The organism is Candidatus Avelusimicrobium sp., from assembly GCF_056976295.1.
Window position 1 is genome coordinate 93,313 of record NZ_DBMCTG010000003.1, and the last position, 17,710, is coordinate 111,022.

14 protein-coding genes and 1 tRNA gene are annotated in these 17,710 nt (G+C 48.1%); 10 read left to right on the top strand and 5 right to left on the bottom strand.

Annotation, left to right across the window (positions count from 1 at the left end):
* Positions 1-4 precede the first annotated feature (4 nt).
* Positions 5-904, top strand: coding sequence for a UDP-N-acetylmuramate dehydrogenase (gene murB / locus ACZOTW_RS02245; RefSeq protein ID WP_440255322.1), 900 nt, complete (start codon positions 5-7; stop codon positions 902-904).
* An 80-nt stretch (positions 905-984) separates the two neighbouring features.
* Positions 985-1,059, top strand: a tRNA-Asp gene (locus ACZOTW_RS02250).
* Between the two features lie 261 nt (positions 1,060-1,320).
* Here ACZOTW_RS02250 and ACZOTW_RS02255 read toward each other — a convergent pair.
* Positions 1,321-1,809, bottom strand: a complete 489-nt coding sequence (locus ACZOTW_RS02255; RefSeq protein ID WP_177747675.1) for a deoxycytidylate deaminase — start codon at positions 1,807-1,809, stop codon at positions 1,321-1,323.
* Between the two features lie 91 nt (positions 1,810-1,900).
* On the opposite strand from ACZOTW_RS02255, the gene ACZOTW_RS02260 reads away from it, so the two are divergent.
* Together ACZOTW_RS02260 and ACZOTW_RS02265 are read left to right on the top strand one after the other, a co-directional pair.
* Positions 1,901-3,193, top strand: a complete 1,293-nt coding sequence (locus tag ACZOTW_RS02260; RefSeq protein ID WP_483997381.1) for a POTRA domain-containing protein — start codon at positions 1,901-1,903, stop codon at positions 3,191-3,193.
* 101 nt (positions 3,194-3,294) lie between these two features.
* On the top strand, positions 3,295-3,819 hold the full coding sequence (locus ACZOTW_RS02265; RefSeq protein WP_428044380.1) for a ferritin-like domain-containing protein: 525 nt from the start codon (positions 3,295-3,297) through the stop codon (positions 3,817-3,819).
* Positions 3,820-3,866: 47 nt separating this feature from the next.
* Here the strand turns inward: ACZOTW_RS02265 and ACZOTW_RS02270 are convergent, their stop codons facing one another.
* Positions 3,867-5,096, bottom strand: a complete 1,230-nt coding sequence (locus ACZOTW_RS02270; protein WP_483997382.1) for a protein-glutamine glutaminase family protein — start codon at positions 5,094-5,096, stop codon at positions 3,867-3,869.
* Between the two features lie 157 nt (positions 5,097-5,253).
* On the opposite strand from ACZOTW_RS02270, the gene ACZOTW_RS02275 reads away from it, so the two are divergent.
* Both ACZOTW_RS02275 and ACZOTW_RS02280 read left to right on the top strand, forming a co-directional pair.
* Complete coding sequence (locus ACZOTW_RS02275; protein WP_483997383.1) at positions 5,254-7,614, top strand: sodium-translocating pyrophosphatase; 2,361 nt, start codon at positions 5,254-5,256, stop codon at positions 7,612-7,614.
* A gap of 74 nt (positions 7,615-7,688) precedes the next feature.
* The gene (locus ACZOTW_RS02280) at positions 7,689-8,543 is read left to right on the top strand and encodes a hypothetical protein (RefSeq protein ID WP_428037462.1); all 855 of its coding nucleotides are present in this window, start codon (positions 7,689-7,691) and stop codon (positions 8,541-8,543) included.
* A gap of 44 nt (positions 8,544-8,587) precedes the next feature.
* Here ACZOTW_RS02280 and ACZOTW_RS02285 read toward each other — a convergent pair whose 3' ends face one another.
* The gene (locus ACZOTW_RS02285; protein WP_483997384.1) at positions 8,588-10,633 is read right to left on the bottom strand and encodes a M3 family metallopeptidase; all 2,046 of its coding nucleotides are present in this window, start codon (positions 10,631-10,633) and stop codon (positions 8,588-8,590) included.
* A gap of 67 nt (positions 10,634-10,700) precedes the next feature.
* On the opposite strand from ACZOTW_RS02285, the gene ispH reads away from it, so the two are divergent.
* From ispH to rlmB, 3 genes are read left to right on the top strand one after another with little or no spacing between them, the layout of a single operon-like run.
* On the top strand, positions 10,701-12,392 hold the full coding sequence (gene ispH / locus ACZOTW_RS02290) for a 4-hydroxy-3-methylbut-2-enyl diphosphate reductase (RefSeq protein ID WP_177747654.1): 1,692 nt from the start codon (positions 10,701-10,703) through the stop codon (positions 12,390-12,392).
* 18 nt (positions 12,393-12,410) lie between these two features.
* Positions 12,411-13,511, top strand: coding sequence for a 6-phosphofructokinase (locus tag ACZOTW_RS02295; protein WP_177747651.1), 1,101 nt, complete (start codon positions 12,411-12,413; stop codon positions 13,509-13,511).
* A 7-nt stretch (positions 13,512-13,518) separates the two neighbouring features.
* Positions 13,519-14,268 carry a 23S rRNA (guanosine(2251)-2'-O)-methyltransferase RlmB gene (rlmB, locus tag ACZOTW_RS02300; protein WP_483997385.1) on the top strand — a complete coding sequence of 250 codons (750 nt, stop codon included), beginning with the start codon at positions 13,519-13,521 and terminating at the stop codon, positions 14,266-14,268.
* A gap of 47 nt (positions 14,269-14,315) precedes the next feature.
* Here rlmB and ACZOTW_RS02305 read toward each other — a convergent pair whose 3' ends face one another.
* Together ACZOTW_RS02305 and ACZOTW_RS02310 are read right to left on the bottom strand one after the other, a co-directional pair.
* Entirely contained in the window at positions 14,316-14,951 is a 636-nt protein-coding gene (locus ACZOTW_RS02305) for a pilin (protein WP_428040171.1), read from the bottom strand.
* Positions 14,952-15,528: 577 nt separating this feature from the next.
* Entirely contained in the window at positions 15,529-16,743 is a 1,215-nt protein-coding gene (locus ACZOTW_RS02310) for a purple acid phosphatase family protein (RefSeq protein WP_483997386.1), read from the bottom strand.
* Positions 16,744-16,826: 83 nt separating this feature from the next.
* Here ACZOTW_RS02310 and ACZOTW_RS02315 point away from each other — a divergent pair, with 83 nt between their 5' ends.
* Positions 16,827-17,705 (top strand): hypothetical protein, encoded by an 879-nt coding sequence (locus ACZOTW_RS02315; RefSeq protein ID WP_483997387.1) that lies wholly within the window; start codon positions 16,827-16,829, stop codon positions 17,703-17,705.
* Positions 17,706-17,710: the final 5 nt, after the last annotated feature.

The following is a 17,710-nucleotide window of genomic DNA, read 5'->3' on the forward strand; positions in this document are numbered from 1 at the left end:
TTTTATGGATTACAAACAAGAATTAAAAACTTTCTTTGGCGAGAACTGCCTCTTTAACGAGCCGATGTCCAATCACACCACCTACCGTGCGGGCGGCCCGGCAGAGGTGTATGTTTATCCCCAAACGCACGAGGAATGGAGTTTCGTTTTAAAATTGGCCCGCACTGCCAATATCCCCCTGCGCCTTATCGGTTTTGGTTCCAATATTTTGGTAAGCGGAAAAGGCTTGGGCGGCATTGTCTGCTCTACCAAAAAAATGAACAATATCCGCGTAGAGGGAGACCACATCCGCGCCGAAGCCGGAGCCGCACTAGACAAAGTATGTGAACTGGCCTGCAAGGCAGGTCTTGCCGGTATGGAAAAATTATCCGGCATACCGGGCAGCGTGGGCGGCGCAGTATATATGAACGCGGGTGCGTTTGGACAAGAAACTTTTGATTGTTTGGAATATTTTGACGTAATAGATTTGGAAGGCCGCCCGGGAACACTGTTGAAAGAGGAACTAAAATTCGGCTATCGCCGCGTGGAGGGCATTTCAAACTGTATTATTTTGTCTGCCGCCTTTAAACTGGCCCCAGGCGAATTTACACAACTGCTAGAAACCCGCCACACGATTCAACACAAGCGGATAGAAAAACAGCCGCTTGAATATCCCTCCGCCGGAAGTGTGTTTAAACGCCCGGAAGGAGATTATGCGTCGCGCCTGATTGATGAAGCGGGACTGCGCGGGTTGGCGGTCGGCGGGGCAAAAGTGTCCGAAAAACACGCCGGGTTTATTGTCAATTTCAACCACGCAACTCCGGAAGATATTAAATCTTTGATGGACCAAGTTCGCCAAAAAGTAAAGGAAAAACACGGAGTGGAATTGGAATTAGAACAAATTTTGTGGGGGAAATTTGATTAATTTCCCTATACAAATAAAATTTTTTAAAAAGTGTTGACGTAAACCGCAGAATTAGTTAAAATATATATGTAGCAGGTAAAGGAGTCGTGGTGTAGCCTGGTTAACACGCTGCCCTGTCAAGGCAGAGACCGCGAGTTCGAATCTCGTCGACTCCGTATTTTAGTTTTGTTTATCTTACAAAAATCCCCGTTCGGGTCATCTCCCGACGGGGATTTTTTTGTGCGCCACTTTATATAAAAACGGCGCATTCATTTCAGTTTGTTTGGATATAAGGAAAATCCGGCATTTATCCATAAACAAGGCTTAAACGGATAAATATTTTTGCCGCATAAAGCGGGGGAGCCAAATATCCGTCCAAGCCTTTTTTATAGAGGGATAGAAACTTTTTTTGCTTTTTGCCAGCACAACCAGCCCAATTAATATCCCCTTGTGCCACTCAAAGATTCGTCGTTCTCCACCCAGTCCTGCACATTAATTACGCGGTAATCATTTTCCGTATCTCGGATAACCACTTTCTCTATCCCCGCGTTAATCACCATACGTTTGCACATAGAACAACTGGACGAATTTTTAATATATTCTCCGGTATCGGCTTCACGCCCGGCTAAATAGAGGGTTGATCCCAGCATTTTATCACGCGGGGCACTGATAATGGCATTGGCCTCGGCGTGTACACTACGGCACAGTTCGTAACGTTCCCCGCGCGGAATATTTAACTGTTGGCGGATACAATATCCCAAATCTGTGCAATTCTTCCGTCCGCGAGGTGCCCCCACATATCCGGTAGAAATTACTTCGTCATTTTTGACGATAACCGCCCCATAGCGGCGGCGCAGACAAGTGCCCCGCTGGGAAACCACATCGGCTAAATCTAAATAATAATTTACTTTATCGCGCCTGGGCATAATCCCTCCTATATCTTTGTTGGTTATTATAGCAAATATGCTTTAAGCAATAAATTACCTACCGGTAAGTATAAAAGATATAATTTTATATATGAAGATTTTTTTATCTCTTTTGCTGATTTGTTTTTCCCTTTCCGCCTTTGCCCAAGAAGTGGGCGAAGTGTCTGTTTCCTCTGCGCGCATGCGGCCCGAAACCCTTAAAAAATTATTCTTGCTAAAACCAGGAGATACATTTTCGCCGGAAATCTATGAAAAAGCCCAAGATGATTTGCACCGGTTGCGCGTATTTAAAAAGTTGGATTTTACCGCCACCCCGCAGGGAGACAAAGTAGATATTACCATTAATGCCCAAGACGGCAGTTATATTTTCCCCCTCGCCTTTGCGGCCGGCGGTGCCAAAAGCGCGGCAGGTGTTTCTTTGGCGGGAGGAAACTTGTTTAAACAGGGTGAAAGCACCTTCCTGTTTGGGGGCGGCAGCCAAGACGGCATCACCGCCAGCGCCGGAATCACCCAAGGGGATGAACATCTGTCTGTATCTTACACCAAACTGAATTTTGACCAACGTTTTTACAGCGGATACCGCTCCAATATGTTTGGCGTATTCTCCACCACCGACGACGAAGATGAATACACAAGCGACTTAAAGGCGCAAGTCCACTCCAAAAAAGAACAATTTTCCGTTACCTATTCACACCGTTTTTCCCGCACCGTCCGCGCGTTTATCCGCCCGGAATATGTCCGCTATGCTTATTCCTCTCCGGGGTTTGATAACGGTAACCATAATCAAATTACCTTGGGCCTTCACCTGACGGACGATATCCGCCAAGGTACTAATATGGGCGCACTTTCGGGCTACGGGCTGACGGATAAGGAAAAAAGTCTGCGCAATTTACCCCGTGTCCGCCAAGGATATGCCACCGGTATCTATTATACTGGCGGCGGAAATTGGACGGGAAGTGATTATACCCTTGCAAAACTGGGTCTAAATGCTGCGTGGGTACTGGAACTTAAAAACCGCCATATGTTTATTGTGCAGGGCAAGGCGCAGCACGCGTTTAAGGCTTCTTTCAGCGACGAAATTTTATCGGCCGATTTACTTACCTTCGGCCGTTACGACCGCCAAATCCGCGGCGAAAGAGGGGCCGGTATCGGGGCCTCGTTTGTTTATTATCTGTTACGAAATCATACGGGTCTTTTGTCCTTGGCTCCGTTTTACGAAAATGCCTATGTATATGCGGGCGGGAAATACCGCGCCCACAGCGGCGCCGGAGCAACACTTTCTTATAAATTATGGCGTTTTCCACTCCCGCTGGGTATTAATTATACCCACAATCTGCAAGACGGCGGGGACTTGGTCGGATTTGTTATCGGCGGGGCCTTTTAACTAACCTTTTTTACCCCAAGTAAAAAGATGCGCTAACTGCTATACTGGCAGTAAGGAGCGGCTTTGCCGCATCCGGCAATAATTAAACAGGGGGTAAAAATATGGGAATGAAAGGAAGAGAAATTGTACAACGAGCAGGGTTGGATGTTCAAGCGTTAGTAACCGCTTTAAACAAGGCTTATTGCGATGAGTGGCTGGCGTATTACCAATATTGGGTAGGTGCCCAAGTGGCTACGGGGGTGCTCGCACCCAAACTGATAGAGGAAATGGAGGAACACGCCGCCGAAGAATTGGATCACGCTAAAAAACTGTCCAAACGCATTATAGAACTGGGCGGAACACCCGCTTTATCACCGCAAGATTGGTACAAAGAAAGCACTTGCGGCTATTTAGTACCCAAAAACAGCGAGTCCAAAATTCTGTTAGCGCAAAATCTTCAAGGTGAAAGATGCGCCATAGAAGTTTATAATAAATTGTTAGATATGGTAAAAGGCAAGGACCCGATTACCTTCCACTTACTCCGCGAAATTTTAGAAGACGAAGTGGAACACGAACAAGACTTGGAAGATATCGGCCTGGATATCAAAGACACCACAGGAAACGATTGCGGCTGTTGCGCCGGATAAAAACCTCTTCCGATAAAAAGCCCCGCTACTAAGCGGGGCTTTTTAAATCAGTTTCCTATGGGATACGGTGTATAAGTCCTGCCGTTTTTCACAATATTTTTCCCTTTTCTGCTGTCCGGACGGACAAGACGTTTTTCGTCCGCTTCCCGCAGCCGAAAGGGCTTCAAATACATTACCGTTGTTTTAGAATCAAACTTTTTCAGCCAAGTAGAAAATTCCACCGGTTCTGTAAACAAAAATTTATCTATTACCACAGGCACAAACTGTCCTCCGCGCCGGATTACCGCCAACGCGGCGGCGTGATATTGCCATTTGGGATATTTTTGGCCGTCCGGCGAAACAAAATTATTTTTTCCGTCCGCCGATACCAGGTATTCCCCTTTTTGCGAACGCATTGTAATTTCATACAAACGCAAGGTGCTTGTACTCCGTGTGTTTTTCCGGCCGACTACGGCGCGGCAAATTTTGCGGCACGAATCATATGTGCAAGCGGCACACTCGTCCGTAGCGGGACGATACAAGTATTGTTTGGAACTGGAATTATAGCGTCCGGCAGTTTTATCCAAAACATCCAAACTGGGCGCGTTTTCCTCATACAGCACCACCTGACGGCTCAACTCTTGCAAGGACGCCTGCATATATTTTTTAAAAAAATTCTTTTCCGTCCCGGGAACAGAGGCCGTCCATTTGGCCCGGGCCAAAACAAAACCCGCACGTCCGTTTTTCCCGGCGGAGTTTTTCAAGGTATTTAAAAAAGCCGTTTCCACATAATCATTTTTCAAATCATCCACCTTGTATTTGGGCAAATGTGCCTGACGGAAATAATCAGCCAAACGGGCTTTGATTTCCTTTTTATGACTGCGATAAAAATCTAAACTATCCTGCACATTAAAACGGTCGCGCATATGCTCAAACGCATCCAACGCGCCAAAATAGTTTGCGTTCAAGCGCGCCGGGGCCTGTGCGGCTCCGTACACGGAGGCCGAAATATACATTTGGTACAAATACCCCGCCATTGCGGAAATGATGTCAGACGAATCAAACCAATACGTCATCCGCTCCCAAGTGCCCACCTCGTCAAACACCTGGGTTGACACCGGATAGTATCGCATCCACGCCAAGCGGTTTAAGCCGGGGTTCTTTTGTGCAAAAACGGAACCCGCCATTTTTTGTTTTAACTGTGTGTAAAAAGGAGACGAGAGCCGCTGTGCCTGCGCAGAAACGCCCAGCAACCCCAAGGTGCAAACGAATATAAAAAACCTTTTGATACTCTTCATAACGTATAGTATAGAAAACAAACTACTTCATATCAAGGGGCTTTGGGTACTCTTTTGTCTGGGCCAAAAGACCTATGTGCCGGGGAAAAGCGATATTTACCAGATTATTTATTATAATATAGGAGAAGTTTCACTTCCGTTCAAAAGGAGATATGCTATGTGGTATGGAATATCGGCCCTACGCACCTTTGAACAATACGCGCTGTTCGGCGTACTGTTTATTGCGGTGTTGGGCCTTTTGTATGCCTTATTTTTGCGCAAGCAGGTTATCAGCGAAGATGCCGGCACCCCGGAAATGTTAAAAGTTTGGGGCGCCATTAAGGAGGGTGCCAACGCCTACCTGAAACGACAACTCAAAACCATTTTGCCGTTGATTGGGTTACTGACGGTCTGCCTGTTTTTATCCGTCTATATTGTGCCCGTATCACAAGATTCTATGGAGCGCTTTGCGGGTTTATCTCCTGAAAAAGTTAAACTCATTGCCGCTTTTGGCCGTGCGGGGGCGTTTATATTAGGGGCGGTCTTTTCGCTTTTGGTGGGCCAGTTGGGTATGCGTATCGCCGTGGATGCCAATGTCCGCGTAGCGGCGGCTTCCAAACGCAGTTTTGGTGATGCGTTGCGCATTGCCTATCGTGCCGGAACCGTTACAGGGATGCTGACAGACGGGCTCGGCCTTTTGGGCGGAACGCTTATTTTTATTATTTTCGGCATTGCCGCGCCGGACGCGCTGTTAGGTTTTGGTTTTGGCGGCACGTTACTTGCCTTATTTATGCGTGTAGGCGGCGGTATTTACACAAAAGCCGCTGATGTGGGAGCAGACCTGGTCGGCAAAGTGGAGGCCGGAATTCCGGAAGATGACCCGCGCAACCCCGCCGTGGTAGCCGATTTGGTAGGCGACAACGTGGGCGACTGCGCCGGTATGGCCGCCGATATTTTTGAATCTTACGAAGTTACCATTGTTTCCGGGCTTATCTTGGGGATTGGCTTATGGAGAATTACGGGCCATCACGAGTGGATTGTTTATCCCCTTTTGGTGCGCGGTATCGGCGTTTTGTGTTCCATTATCGGCACTTATGCGGTAAAAGATTCCAAACGCTCCGCCGGAAATGCTATGAAGGCTATTTTTAAAGGGTATAGCATTTCTGCCGCTATTTCCGTAGTCATCTTCGGGGTATTGGCCTATTACTATATGGACCAAGTCCCCGGCGGCTGGTGGAGACCGTTTGCCGCCACTACCATCGGCATTATTTTGGCTATCGGCATTGACCGTTTAACCGAATATTTTACAGGTACGGAAAATAAACCTGTACAGGAAATCAAAAAATCTACCGCCACCGGCTCCGCCACTACGATTTTGTCCGGTATTGCGGTAGGCTTTGAATCGGCCGTATGGACCACCCTGGTAATTGCGGCGTCTATCTTTTGTTCCGTCTTTATCTTCGGTACTATTGACGGTCTGACTCCGGCGGAAAAGTTTAACTTTATCCTCTACGGGGTAGCGATGACGGGTATCGGGATGCTGACCCTCACCGGCAACAACGTGGCGATGGACTCCTTCGGCCCGATTGCCGACAATGCCAACGGCATTGGCGAAATGAGTTGGCACGGACAAGAGGATAACGAAACAAAAAAGGCCCGGCAGATTATGGCGGACCTGGACGGTGTGGGAAACACTACCAAGGCTATTACCAAAGGGGTGGCTATCGGTTCAGCCGTAATTGCGGCGGTATCGTTGTTTGCCTCGTATATGGTGGACGTGAGCAACGTACAGCGCTTACTAAATGATGCTTGGGCCGCCGCAGGCGAAAGCAAAATGCTTACACTTTTGTCCCAAGTAGGCATTGTGGTTTCCAACCCGGTTGTGTTTGTCGGGATGCTGATCGGCGGAGCGTTGCCGTGGCTGTTTTCGTCCTTTGCTATTAACGCCGTCAGCCGTGCGGCCGCGCTTATCGTGCAGGAAGTCCGCAGACAGTTTAAAGGCGGGGTACTGGAAGGGAAAACCCAGCCGGACTACACCCGCGCCGTAAGTATTTCCACCGTTGCAGCGCAAAAAGAATTAATTATTTTGGCCCTGTTGGGAATTGTCTCCCCGGTGGTGGTGGGTCTTGCGTTTGGGGTGGAAGCCTTAGGCGGATTTTTAGCCGGCATTATTGTTTCCGGCCAGTTGCTTGCCGTATTTATGTCCAACGCGGGCGGTGCGTGGGATAATGCCAAAAAGGTAGTAGAGGACGAGCCTACGGACTTAACCGCCAACACAGGTAAAGGTTCCGAACGCCACAAAGCCAGCGTGGTGGGCGATACGGTGGGCGACCCGCTCAAAGATACGGCAGGTCCGGCAGTCAACCCCTTAATTAAGGTGGTAAATATGGTGGCTGTTATCGTAGCGCCGATTATCGTCAATTATCACAACGATTTTACCCCCTTGGGCAAAATCGGCTGGGTGGTAGTAATTGTACTCTTGGCGGTATTAGGCTGGGCCATTTTAACCAGCAAAAAACCCGCCCAAGAAATTAAATAAGCAACATGCTTTAAAAACTCCCCGCTTGTAAAAACGCGGGGAGTTTTTCTTTTGTTTTTTGGTATGATATGAATATGACGATTGCGATTATTCTTATTATGCTTGGCGCGGGTGTGGGCTTATGGGCCACTACGCGCACCCGCACCGCCCGTTTGGCGCAAATGGCGCGCCTGAACGGCTGCCGCTTTGATAAAGAAAAAGACACTGTAACCACCGAACTGACAGCGGGGCGGCTGGAATTTTTTACGTTATTTTTTCATCAATACCAAAACGTCTGCACCTGGTCGGACAATTTGGCCTTTATGCGCGTAGCCGACGATAATATTTACACGGACGACAATCCCAAAACAAAGCCCCTCAAATTAACGCTCTTTACGGCTGAACTGAAAAAGAGGCAGTTTCCCGCGCTTAAAATAGCACCGATAGACTCGCTGTTTGCACCGTCGCAATATGCGTTAATGAAGACGAATATCCCGGCGGTGGACAGCCGCTACCGCGTACACGCGCCCACCCCGGCGGCGGGGCTTGTATTAACTCCCTTTTTAATCGGTCTATTAAAAACGCGCGGAAATATGTATTTGGAACTCAACGACAATGCACTCGTTTATCACGAAAACACCTGCATTTCGGTAGAAGATTACCAATCTTTCCGTTTCCGTGCTATGCAGATTTTGCACGAACTGGAAAACGCTCTTATTAAATTGGAAAAAACCGACCCGGCATCCACTGCCACTTTATCGCCCAAACCGCAGGACGAAGCCGAATTGCGCGCCGAAGCAATGCTAAAAGCACTCTGCTCCCCGCGTGAAGCGGCCGGCCAAAAGGAAGGCAGCGGCTTTCGCGGAGTATGGATTATTATGCTGCTTGCGGTACTGCTAGGCATATCGCTTTTGTCTTGGTTTGCGCTTAACAACTGGGTACAACGGTAGTTTTACATATAAAAAATCCGCGCTCTATAAAAGCGCGGATTTTTTTATTTAATTCCCAAACTTTTTAAAAACGCCTTGTCGTTATATGGGCGGCCCAGGAATTTCTCCACCATTTCGTTTTCGTCATACACCGTACCGGGGGTATAGATGTACTTACGCAATTTGGCTCCTAATTCCGCATTAAACAGCCCCTCCTCCTCAAAGCGAGAAAAGATATCCTGCGCAATCACCAAAGACCACGCATACACATAGTAGCCCACGTCATATGGGTCGGTCAAACTCATAATATGCCCGAAACTCGCCTGCGGATAAGTGCCTTTCGTCATCGGGATACCGCTGATATTGTGCATCATTTGGGCATATAGTTTAGTAGAATCCACGCGCTCGGCGGCTGTATGCAAAGCCAAATCGTACTGGCCCAAGAAGTTCTGCCGCAGAAAAGCAACCGCCACACCCACATTTTTGGACTTCACCAAAGATGAAATCAGCCCGTCCGGCAAGGTTTCGCCCGTTTTGTAATGGGCGGAAATCTTTTTAAGCACTTGCGGCTGCCACGCCCAGTTTTCCAACAGTTGGGAGTGCGCTTCAATATAATCCCACGCCACATTGTCGCCCGTGAGTGTAGCGTATTTGGAAGTAGCCATAGACATTTGCAAAACGTGCCCAAACTCGTGGAACAAGGTTTCCACCTCGCTGTGCTCCAAGAGGGACGGAGTCCCCTTGCCCGCCGGAGTAAAGTTAGCCGCAATCACCACAGAAGGGGTTTGCATGTGTCCGTCCGGTAGTTCAAAGCGGTCCACAAAACTCCAAGTGGCGGCGTGTGTATATTTGCCATCGCGCGGGAACAAATCCAAATAAAAGTTGGAAATCAATTCGCCCGTTTTTTTATCCTTAATTTGATACACCACTACTTCCGGGTGCCAAACGGGCAAATCCGCTTGGGTAAATGTAATTCCAAAAAGGTTTCCAAACACTTCAAACATCCCGCTAATCACTTTATCCGCCGGGAAATATTCCTTAATTTTATCGTCATCTACCTGGTAATATTTCTTTTTGTACTGGTTGCTCCAATACGGCAAATTCCACGCGGTCATTTCGTCCGCCTGCTGCCCGGTGGTTTCCTCTTGTAGTTTTAAATAGGCCTTCATCTCATCCTGGGCAAGCGGTGTAACTTCCTTTTGCAAATTCTTTAAAAACGCTTCCAACGTTTCGTAATTTTTGGCCATACGCACCGGAAGTACATAGTCCGGGTAGCGTTTAAAACCTAACAAAGCGGCCTGTTTGCGGCGCAGTTCAACGGTATCTTCCAGCAATTTTACGTTTTCTTTACCGCCGCGGCGGGCAAATTTTTCCTGCAAGGCTTTGCGCGCTTTCTCGCTCTTGGCTGATGACATAAACGGATTATAGTCCGGGTATTTTAACGTAATGATATATTTCCCGTCCTTCGTGCGTTCCAAACGGTTGATGTAGGTTTCGCCCAAGCCGTCCAGTTCCTCACGCCCAACCACCAGTTCATCTTTATAATTATTTAAATTAACATTATACCGGGTAATTTTATTTAAGCGCTCCGTGTTTAGTCGAGCATACGCTTCGGCATCCTTTTCCGACAGGGCCATACCCGCCCGTTCAAAACGCTCCAACCATTTGGAAAGCAAGCGCATATCTTCGTGGTTTAACTGCGGGTTCGTGTCTGCGTATTCCTTTAAAGCCTTATACACATCTTTGCGCGCAGAAACGGAAAGTTTTTTATCCACCCCTTTGGCCTCCAAATTAGCGGCGGCATCACGCACGGCAGAATCTTGGTGAAAATACGATAAGAGCGATAAATTCTTCGGCACAAACCAATACGAGGTATAGGCATCCTCCAACGCGCGCACAGTATTGGTAAAGTCGCGCCGGTCAGCCGGGATAGCGGCCAAAAAGTTCAAATTGATATCCAGTTCTTTCGCTGCGCGTTCTTCCAACGCGGAAATTTCTTGGGGCGTATAGTCAAAGCGGAGATGTCCGTTTTTAAACATATCGCCGTAAGCGCCTGCAAAAGCGGCACAGGGCAGCGTTAAAGCCGCCATACTCATTATTATTTTATTCATAGGTAAATTATAGAAAATCCGTTCTCTCCGGGCAAAAAGCAAGCGCGTAATTTCCTATAATATAAGTATGGAAAAAGAACAAGACGTAACCGTAGCAAAAAGCGCGGGCTTTTGCCCCGGAGTGAAACGCGCCATTGATAAGGTGCTGGAATTGGAAGCCGCCGGGAAGAAGCCTGTCTATACCATTGGCCCGCTTATCCACAACAAGCAGGTAACGGATATGCTGGCTGCCAAGCAAATCACGTCCATTGACCGCCCACAGGAAGCGGCCGATAAAGCGGGCGTGTTAGTTATCCGCGCGCACGGCATTACGCCTTCGTTTCAAAAGGAAGTGGAAAATTGCGGGATGGAAGTAGTGGATGCGACTTGCCCCTTAGTTAAGCACGCGCAAAACATTATTGCCAAATACGCCGGACAGGGTTATCACACCATAATTGTAGGCGACGGCGGGCACGCAGAAGTAATCGGTTTATTAGGCTACACCCAAGGCAAGGGAACCGTAGTTTCCGGACCGGAAGAAGCCGCCAAACTCCCCCACTTTGAAAAAGTAAATGTCGTTTCGCAAACCACGCAAAAAGAAAGCGTTTTTTACGAAACCGCCGAAGAAATCAAAAAACACGCGGACGAGTGCCAAATTTCCAACACTATTTGCCAACCGACTAAGGACCGCCAAAAGGAAACCATTGAACAGGCCAAAAATGCCGATTTAGTGATTGTCGTAGGCGGACGCCACAGCGCAAACACCGCACGGTTGGCCCTTTTGTGCAAGGGCTTGGCCCCGAGCGTACAGCACGTGGAAACAGAGAACGAAATAGACCCGCTCCCTGTGGTGCGGGCCAAAAAGATTTTTATTACCGCCGGGGCATCTACCCCCAACTGGGTCATTGACCGGGTGGCCGCCCGTGTACGCGAACTGCGAAAGCCGGACCCAAAATCTGTTTTATCCCATTTGCCGCAAGCCATATGGCACTTTTTGGTGCGCAACTGTTTTTACACCGCCTGCGCGGCTTCGGCCTTGACCTATGTATGTATGCGTCTGGAAGGCATACCGTCTAATGGGTTATTTTTGGCTTTTGCGGGTTTATTTGTCTATGCGTTGACGGCATTTAACCGTGCAGCCGAAGCGCAACCCGGGCAGAACAAACGCTTTTTAACGGGAGCCAGTATAGTGGCCGCTTTGGGAGCCACTGTAATGGCCGTTCTGTTAGGCAAGGGAACCGCCGTGCTGGGTGTACTCTTTTTAGCCTTGGGCTTTGCGTATCCGTTTAGGCACTTGCTCAAACTCCAACTTTTATCGCTCCCCGGCACCAAAGACATTGTAACCGCCTTGGGCTGGGCGTATGCGTGCGCGTTTTTACCGGCTTATGCTAACGATCTTTTATTAAGAAAGGCCTCATACCTGGCGGTATTTTATACGGTACTGCTTGTTTTTATGCGCTCCGTAACACTGGGTTTTACATCTGCCAACAAGGACCTGATTATCGGGCGCGAAAGTTTTTACAAAGCCTTTGGGATGACAAAAACAAAATGGGCCGTTACGCTCATTTTGCTTGCCTTAACGGCGGCATTGGGCACCTTGCTTACGATGACCTGGAAGCCTGCCTTGGTGGCAATGCTTTTACTGGGCCATTTATACACCGTTTTTATTGTAATATATTATTATAGTAAGACCACCACCCGCAGCGTGAAAGATGAAACGCTGATTGACGGCCAGTTTTTTGTACTGTGGGCGTTAAGCGCATTAGCCGCTTATTTGTAATTTGGAGGGGATAAAAATATGACTATCAAAAAAATCGGTATTTTAACCGCAGGGGGCGATTGCCCCGGTTTAAATGCCGTCGTCCGCGCAGTAAGCAAAAACGCTTTGCGCCACGGCATTGAAGTTTTGGGCCTGAAAAATGGCTTTGACGGACTTGTACGCAACGAATTTATCCGCATTACGGACGAAACCGTTTCCGGTATTTTGACCTTAGGGGGAACTATTTTGGGTACGAGCAACATTGCCAACCCCTTTAATTATACACTTCCGCCCTTTGGCTCACCGGAAACCCCGCGCGACTTATCTTCCGTAGCCATGCACAATTTTAAAGAAAACCAGTTGGATGCGCTGATTACTATCGGCGGAGACGGCACATTGCATATGTCCCAGCAGTTTGTGGATATGGGTATGCCGATTGTAGCCGTACCGAAAACGATTGATAACGACTTATCCGCCACCGACCAGACCTTTGGGTTTGACTCCGCCTTGGCGATTGCCACCGAAGCCATTGACCGCTTGCACACCACCGCGCAGAGCCATCACCGCGTAATGATTGTGGAAACAATGGGCCGGTATGCGGGGTGGATTGCTTTGCGTTCTGCCTTGGCCGGCGGGGGCGACATTGTGCTTATTCCGGAAATTCCGTATAACGAGGATGTTATCGTCAACTCCATTTTGGAACGCCGCAGCAAGGGAAAAAATTTCAGTATCGTAGTAGCCGCCGAAGGAGCCAAAAACGAACAAGGCGAACAGACCGTTGCCCGCACCTTGCCCGGCAGCACGGACCCGATTCGCTTGGGCGGTATTGCGGCTAAGTTGAGCAATATGATTGAAGACCGCACCAAAATTGAATCCCGCGCCTGCGTACTCGGCCACACCCAAAGGGGCGGCACGCCTACGGCCTTTGACCGCTGGCTTTCCACTCTCTATGGCGCCAAGGCTTTGGAAATGGTGTTAGAGGGCAAATTCGGCTATATGGCCGCATTTAGAGATTTTAAAATTACAGAAGTAAAAATTACGGACGCAATTTCCGATTTGAAACGCGTGGACCCGAACGGGGACGAAGTGAGAGCCGCGTTGGAAATCGGTATGAGTTTCGGCTCGTCCACCATTGGTTGAGGGAAAAATGCAAGATAATTTAGATATGATTTACGGGATTCACCCGGTGATGGAAGCGCTGAAAAGCAAAAAGCGCAATGTTACGCAGTTATATGTATCGGACAGTAAGGCCGGCCACCGCGCTGTGGAGGAAATCATCCGCTTGGCGAAACGGTGCAATGCCAAAATTGACCGCATTGACAACAAAACGCTGGACCGCTTAACCAGAAATGCCAAACACCAAGGGGTAATGGCTAAAATCCAGCCTATTAAATTAATGAAACTTTCTACCGCAATGTATGAGGCTGACGGCAACAAAAAAGACCTTTGGCTCGCCGTGGACGAAATGACCGACCCGCAAAACTTGGGCGCCATTATCCGCAGTGCGGCCTGCCTGGGCTTCTCTACCATTATTCTGCCGCAACGGCGCACGGTGGGCATTACGCCTGCGGTGTACAAGGTAGCCTGCGGGGCCATTGAAAATATTAATATTGTGGAAGTAGCCAATCTGTCTGCCGCCCTAAATGATTTGAAAGAGGAAGGCTTTTGGGTCTATGGGGCCGATATGGCCGGGAAACCCATTAACACAATGGAATATGCTTCCCCGGCGGTATTGGTAATCGGTTCCGAAGGTTTTGGTATCCGCGAAAAGACGGCCGAAAATTGCGACGAAATTGTATCTATTCCGCAAAAAGGCGGGGTAGAAAGTTTAAACGCTTCCGCCGCGGCGGGTATCATTATGTACGATATGATGTCCAAAGTGCAGTTAAAGAAATAAAAGAAATTCTCTTTTGAAAAAAGCCCCGCTTACCGCGGGGCTTTTTGTTACATTACTCTGCATTGGTTACCACCGCAAAGTGATTTACAAAGGCCTTTCTTCCCAACAGGAGCGTCGTCATTTTCTGCGCAGATCCAATGGATATCCTCGGAATTTTCATTTTCCTCGTCTAGGTCTGGGATAAAAGCATAAGTAGATAATGTACTGTCGCATTTGCCGTTAATCACTTCCGATACGGCAAAGCCTACCCAATATGCGTGTGTATAACAATAATGTTTGCTCTTTACCCCGCCCATAATTTCATTTGTTTCCGGAAAAGGTAAATCCTCAAACAAATCACACTCATCCTTCATACCAGATAAAACGCACATTTTATAATTGTTGGATATTTTGCGCAAGGTTACCAATACCTCCGTAACACGGGCTTTTTCTACCGCCTTATTGTATTGCGGCAAAGCCACCGCGGACAAAATGCCAATAATGAGGACAACGACGAGCAACTCTATTAAAGTAAAACCTGCACTTGCAATTCGGACAGGTATTATGATGTTGTCATTCCCGAGGAACTGGCGGCCCGCAGGGTTTGGGGATCTGTCGTTTTCCTTTTTTAATAACAACGGATCCCCGACAGAAACTCTCGGGGATGACGACAACAAACGCCAAATTCTGTTAAACTCTTTCATTTTTTCTCCTTGTTAAGGCCTTTATATTTAACCAAAACGGCCTTTTATACGCATTTTTATACAGCAACAACCTGGGTACACACTACAAATTATTAAAATTTTAACAAAAAAATAAAAACAGAACAACCGCTTTACAGAAAACGACGAAAAAACAACGGGATGACAACAAAAAGCGATACAACAAAGCCGTTATAAAATTTGGCCGTCGGTCTGAACTGCCGCCCTTACCGCTAGGCATCACCCTGTAAGGTTTCTGTACGGGGTCTATTAATAGGTTTCAGAATCCACATCTTGGGTAGTTGCCGTCATCCTGGAAAGTTGTAGTCCAGGATCTGTCGTTACTCTAAAAGAGGAAAACAACGGATACTGGAACGCTCCGCGCCGGCAAACCTTCCAGTACGACCTTGCTCTCTATAAATACCCAACAACACAATCGGTAGATCCTGAAACCCTGCGGGCTGCACCCTAGCGAGCCGCACCCTAGCGGGCCGCCAGTTCGGAATGCCCTCTCTAAAAAATTAAACGGGGCAAGAATATAAAAAATCCTTGCCCCGTTGGTTCGCTTTCAAAAAATGTTTTATAAATAAATTTCTAACGTGTCTAACAATTTTCCGTTTTCGTTATAGGCTTTTAAGGTCAGTTTACGGTCCACCACTTTGACAGAAGCAAAGTGCCGCGCCGATACAAAGCGCGCCGTAGAAGAATCCCCGTGCTCGCGTTTGGTAGGGGCCGGCGCCGCCGTACCCAAAGTTACATACGTTACCCCGCGCGCAGACGGTTCACCGCGGTACATTGGAAAGGTTCGCTCATAGTCAGCATCCCCCCCCTGGATAACTAAGTCCACGCGGTAATCTTCAAAAATCTTGCCCCAAGCGGCAAAAACCTCGTTGCGGCTGCCGCGCGCCCCAGTAGAATATGCCGGCGCGTTCATTACCACAATTTTCCATTTTTCTCCGGCCGAAGCCAGGGTATTTTTCAGCCAGTCGGTCTGTGCCGATTTCTCGCCGATTTCCGGCGCCCAGACGGCCCCCTCTGCTACATTGGTATCCAAAAACACAAAGCGCACATTGGCCGTATCAAACGAATAATACTTTGGGGTGGCCTTGCTCCAAGACATATCGTGAAAACGCGTGTAATTGGTGCGAAGGAAGGACTTGCTGTCGCGGCTATCGCGGTTTGGACCGTATTCATTGGGGCCCAATGCCACAAAAAGCGGATTTTTGGCAAGCACCGCTTTAAATGGAGTAAAAAATTCCCGGTCGGCATCTGCATTTAAGCCGGATGCCGTAATATTTCCCGTGTGAATTAAAAAGTCGCTCTTTTCCTTTACCATTAAATTAGCAAGCGCTTCGCGGGCACGGGCGGCTTCGTCCACCGGTTCCGGATTTTCCTCGGTGGGCAAAGGCTCCGGCGCACCCGTTTGGCCTAAAACCAAAAAGTTTACCACCTTTCTTTCTGCCGAGAACAACGTGCGGAAAGAACCCTCTATCGGTTCCTGCACACCGTCGCCCGCCGTATTGTTTACATACAAACGGTAACAAAAATCCTGATTCGGCACAAGACCGTATAGCACCGCCTTGTGAACGGTGCTTTCAGGTGTAACCGTCATAATTTGGTTACAACGCGGAGCGGGGCCGTATTCCAACCACGACGGGGTATCCGCATCCGTCTGCCATTTTAAAATCATAGTGGTTTGGGTCGGGTCCTCAATATACGGGCCTCGGACTACTTGGGCCGCCTGCGCAAACACGGCGGCAAAAAGAATTAAAAATAAGATGGAAAGTTTCTTCATATTTTTTATTCTACCAAATAAAGCGGCTCCGTATAGTGAAAAAACATACCGCAAACGCTTTAAATTTGGTTAAATGGGGGTATATGAAAAAAATCACTTTATTTTTTACCTTGTTGTTGCTTTCTTCCGCCGCTTTGCAGGCCCGCACCGTAGATGTGTCGGCCGCGTATATCGGCGCATCACATTTTGACCAGGCCCGTGTCAGCGCGGTGGCTGCTTGGAGTTTGAACGTACTGGCCGGGGTAGAAGCCAAATATGTAAAGGAAAACGCCTTTAAGGACCCCGTTTATTCCGTCAATTTGCCCATAGAACTGGATTTTGGCTATTTAAAATTAGACTTAAAACCCTTTTACTATTTTAAAAATAAAAGTCAAAACGAATCTTTCCAAGATTCCTCCGCTTACGGCGTTTCCACGCGCCTGATTATGACATTAGAAGATGATACCGTCAACGATTTATACACGCACGCTTATTTAGGAGCGTCGTTTGCACGCCAAAAAGGCACCTTGAATTATACGGACGGAACATGGGCTAACGAAGATTACTCCCAATTTGCCTACACCTTGGGCCTTACAAAAAATTTCTTCCGCCGTTTCGGCTTTGAAGCCGCAGGGACAGTCTTTCAATATCCCAACGGCATTGAGGGTGTAAAATCTTTCCGCGGTATTATGGACCAACAGGAATTGGCCCCCACCCAAACCTATGACGTTGTACACGACTTGGGCAAATATGCCTTGGGCGCGCGTATGACGTGGATGTGGCCGGACAGCCAGTCCTCTCTTTATTTAGGATACCGCTACGGAGAATTTTATACGGCTGACCCGGAGCATTCTTTTATGGCGGGAAATACCTTTGCCATTACCCGGGATATCCACGCGGACTTGGCTTATAACCACGTCCGTACCGTGCATAACGACAACAAACGCGACATTTTATACGTCCGGTTGGTAGGCTCTTTCTAGGAGAA

Excerpts from the sequence above, each read along its gene's own strand:
- ACZOTW_RS02275 (WP_483997383.1), top strand. The coding sequence starts at position 5,254 with ATGTGGTATGGAATATCGGCCCTACGCACCTTTGAACAATACGCGCTG.
- ACZOTW_RS02280 (WP_428037462.1), top strand. The coding sequence starts at position 7,689 with ATGACGATTGCGATTATTCTTATTATGCTTGGCGCGGGTGTGGGCTTA.
- ispH (WP_177747654.1), top strand. The coding sequence starts at position 10,701 with ATGGAAAAAGAACAAGACGTAACCGTAGCAAAAAGCGCGGGCTTTTGC.
- ACZOTW_RS02265 (WP_428044380.1), top strand. The coding sequence starts at position 3,295 with ATGGGAATGAAAGGAAGAGAAATTGTACAACGAGCAGGGTTGGATGTT.
- ACZOTW_RS02260 (WP_483997381.1), top strand. The coding sequence starts at position 1,901 with ATGAAGATTTTTTTATCTCTTTTGCTGATTTGTTTTTCCCTTTCCGCC.
- ACZOTW_RS02270 (WP_483997382.1), bottom strand. The coding sequence starts at position 5,096 with ATGAAGAGTATCAAAAGGTTTTTTATATTCGTTTGCACCTTGGGGTTG.
- ACZOTW_RS02315 (WP_483997387.1), top strand. The coding sequence starts at position 16,827 with ATGAAAAAAATCACTTTATTTTTTACCTTGTTGTTGCTTTCTTCCGCC.
- ACZOTW_RS02295 (WP_177747651.1), top strand. The coding sequence starts at position 12,411 with ATGACTATCAAAAAAATCGGTATTTTAACCGCAGGGGGCGATTGCCCC.
- ACZOTW_RS02255 (WP_177747675.1), bottom strand. The coding sequence starts at position 1,809 with ATGCCCAGGCGCGATAAAGTAAATTATTATTTAGATTTAGCCGATGTG.
- rlmB (WP_483997385.1), top strand. The coding sequence starts at position 13,519 with ATGCAAGATAATTTAGATATGATTTACGGGATTCACCCGGTGATGGAA.
- ACZOTW_RS02305 (WP_428040171.1), bottom strand. The coding sequence starts at position 14,951 with ATGAAAGAGTTTAACAGAATTTGGCGTTTGTTGTCGTCATCCCCGAGA.
- ACZOTW_RS02285 (WP_483997384.1), bottom strand. The coding sequence starts at position 10,633 with ATGAATAAAATAATAATGAGTATGGCGGCTTTAACGCTGCCCTGTGCC.
- ACZOTW_RS02310 (WP_483997386.1), bottom strand. The coding sequence starts at position 16,743 with ATGAAGAAACTTTCCATCTTATTTTTAATTCTTTTTGCCGCCGTGTTT.
- murB (WP_440255322.1), top strand. The coding sequence starts at position 5 with ATGGATTACAAACAAGAATTAAAAACTTTCTTTGGCGAGAACTGCCTC.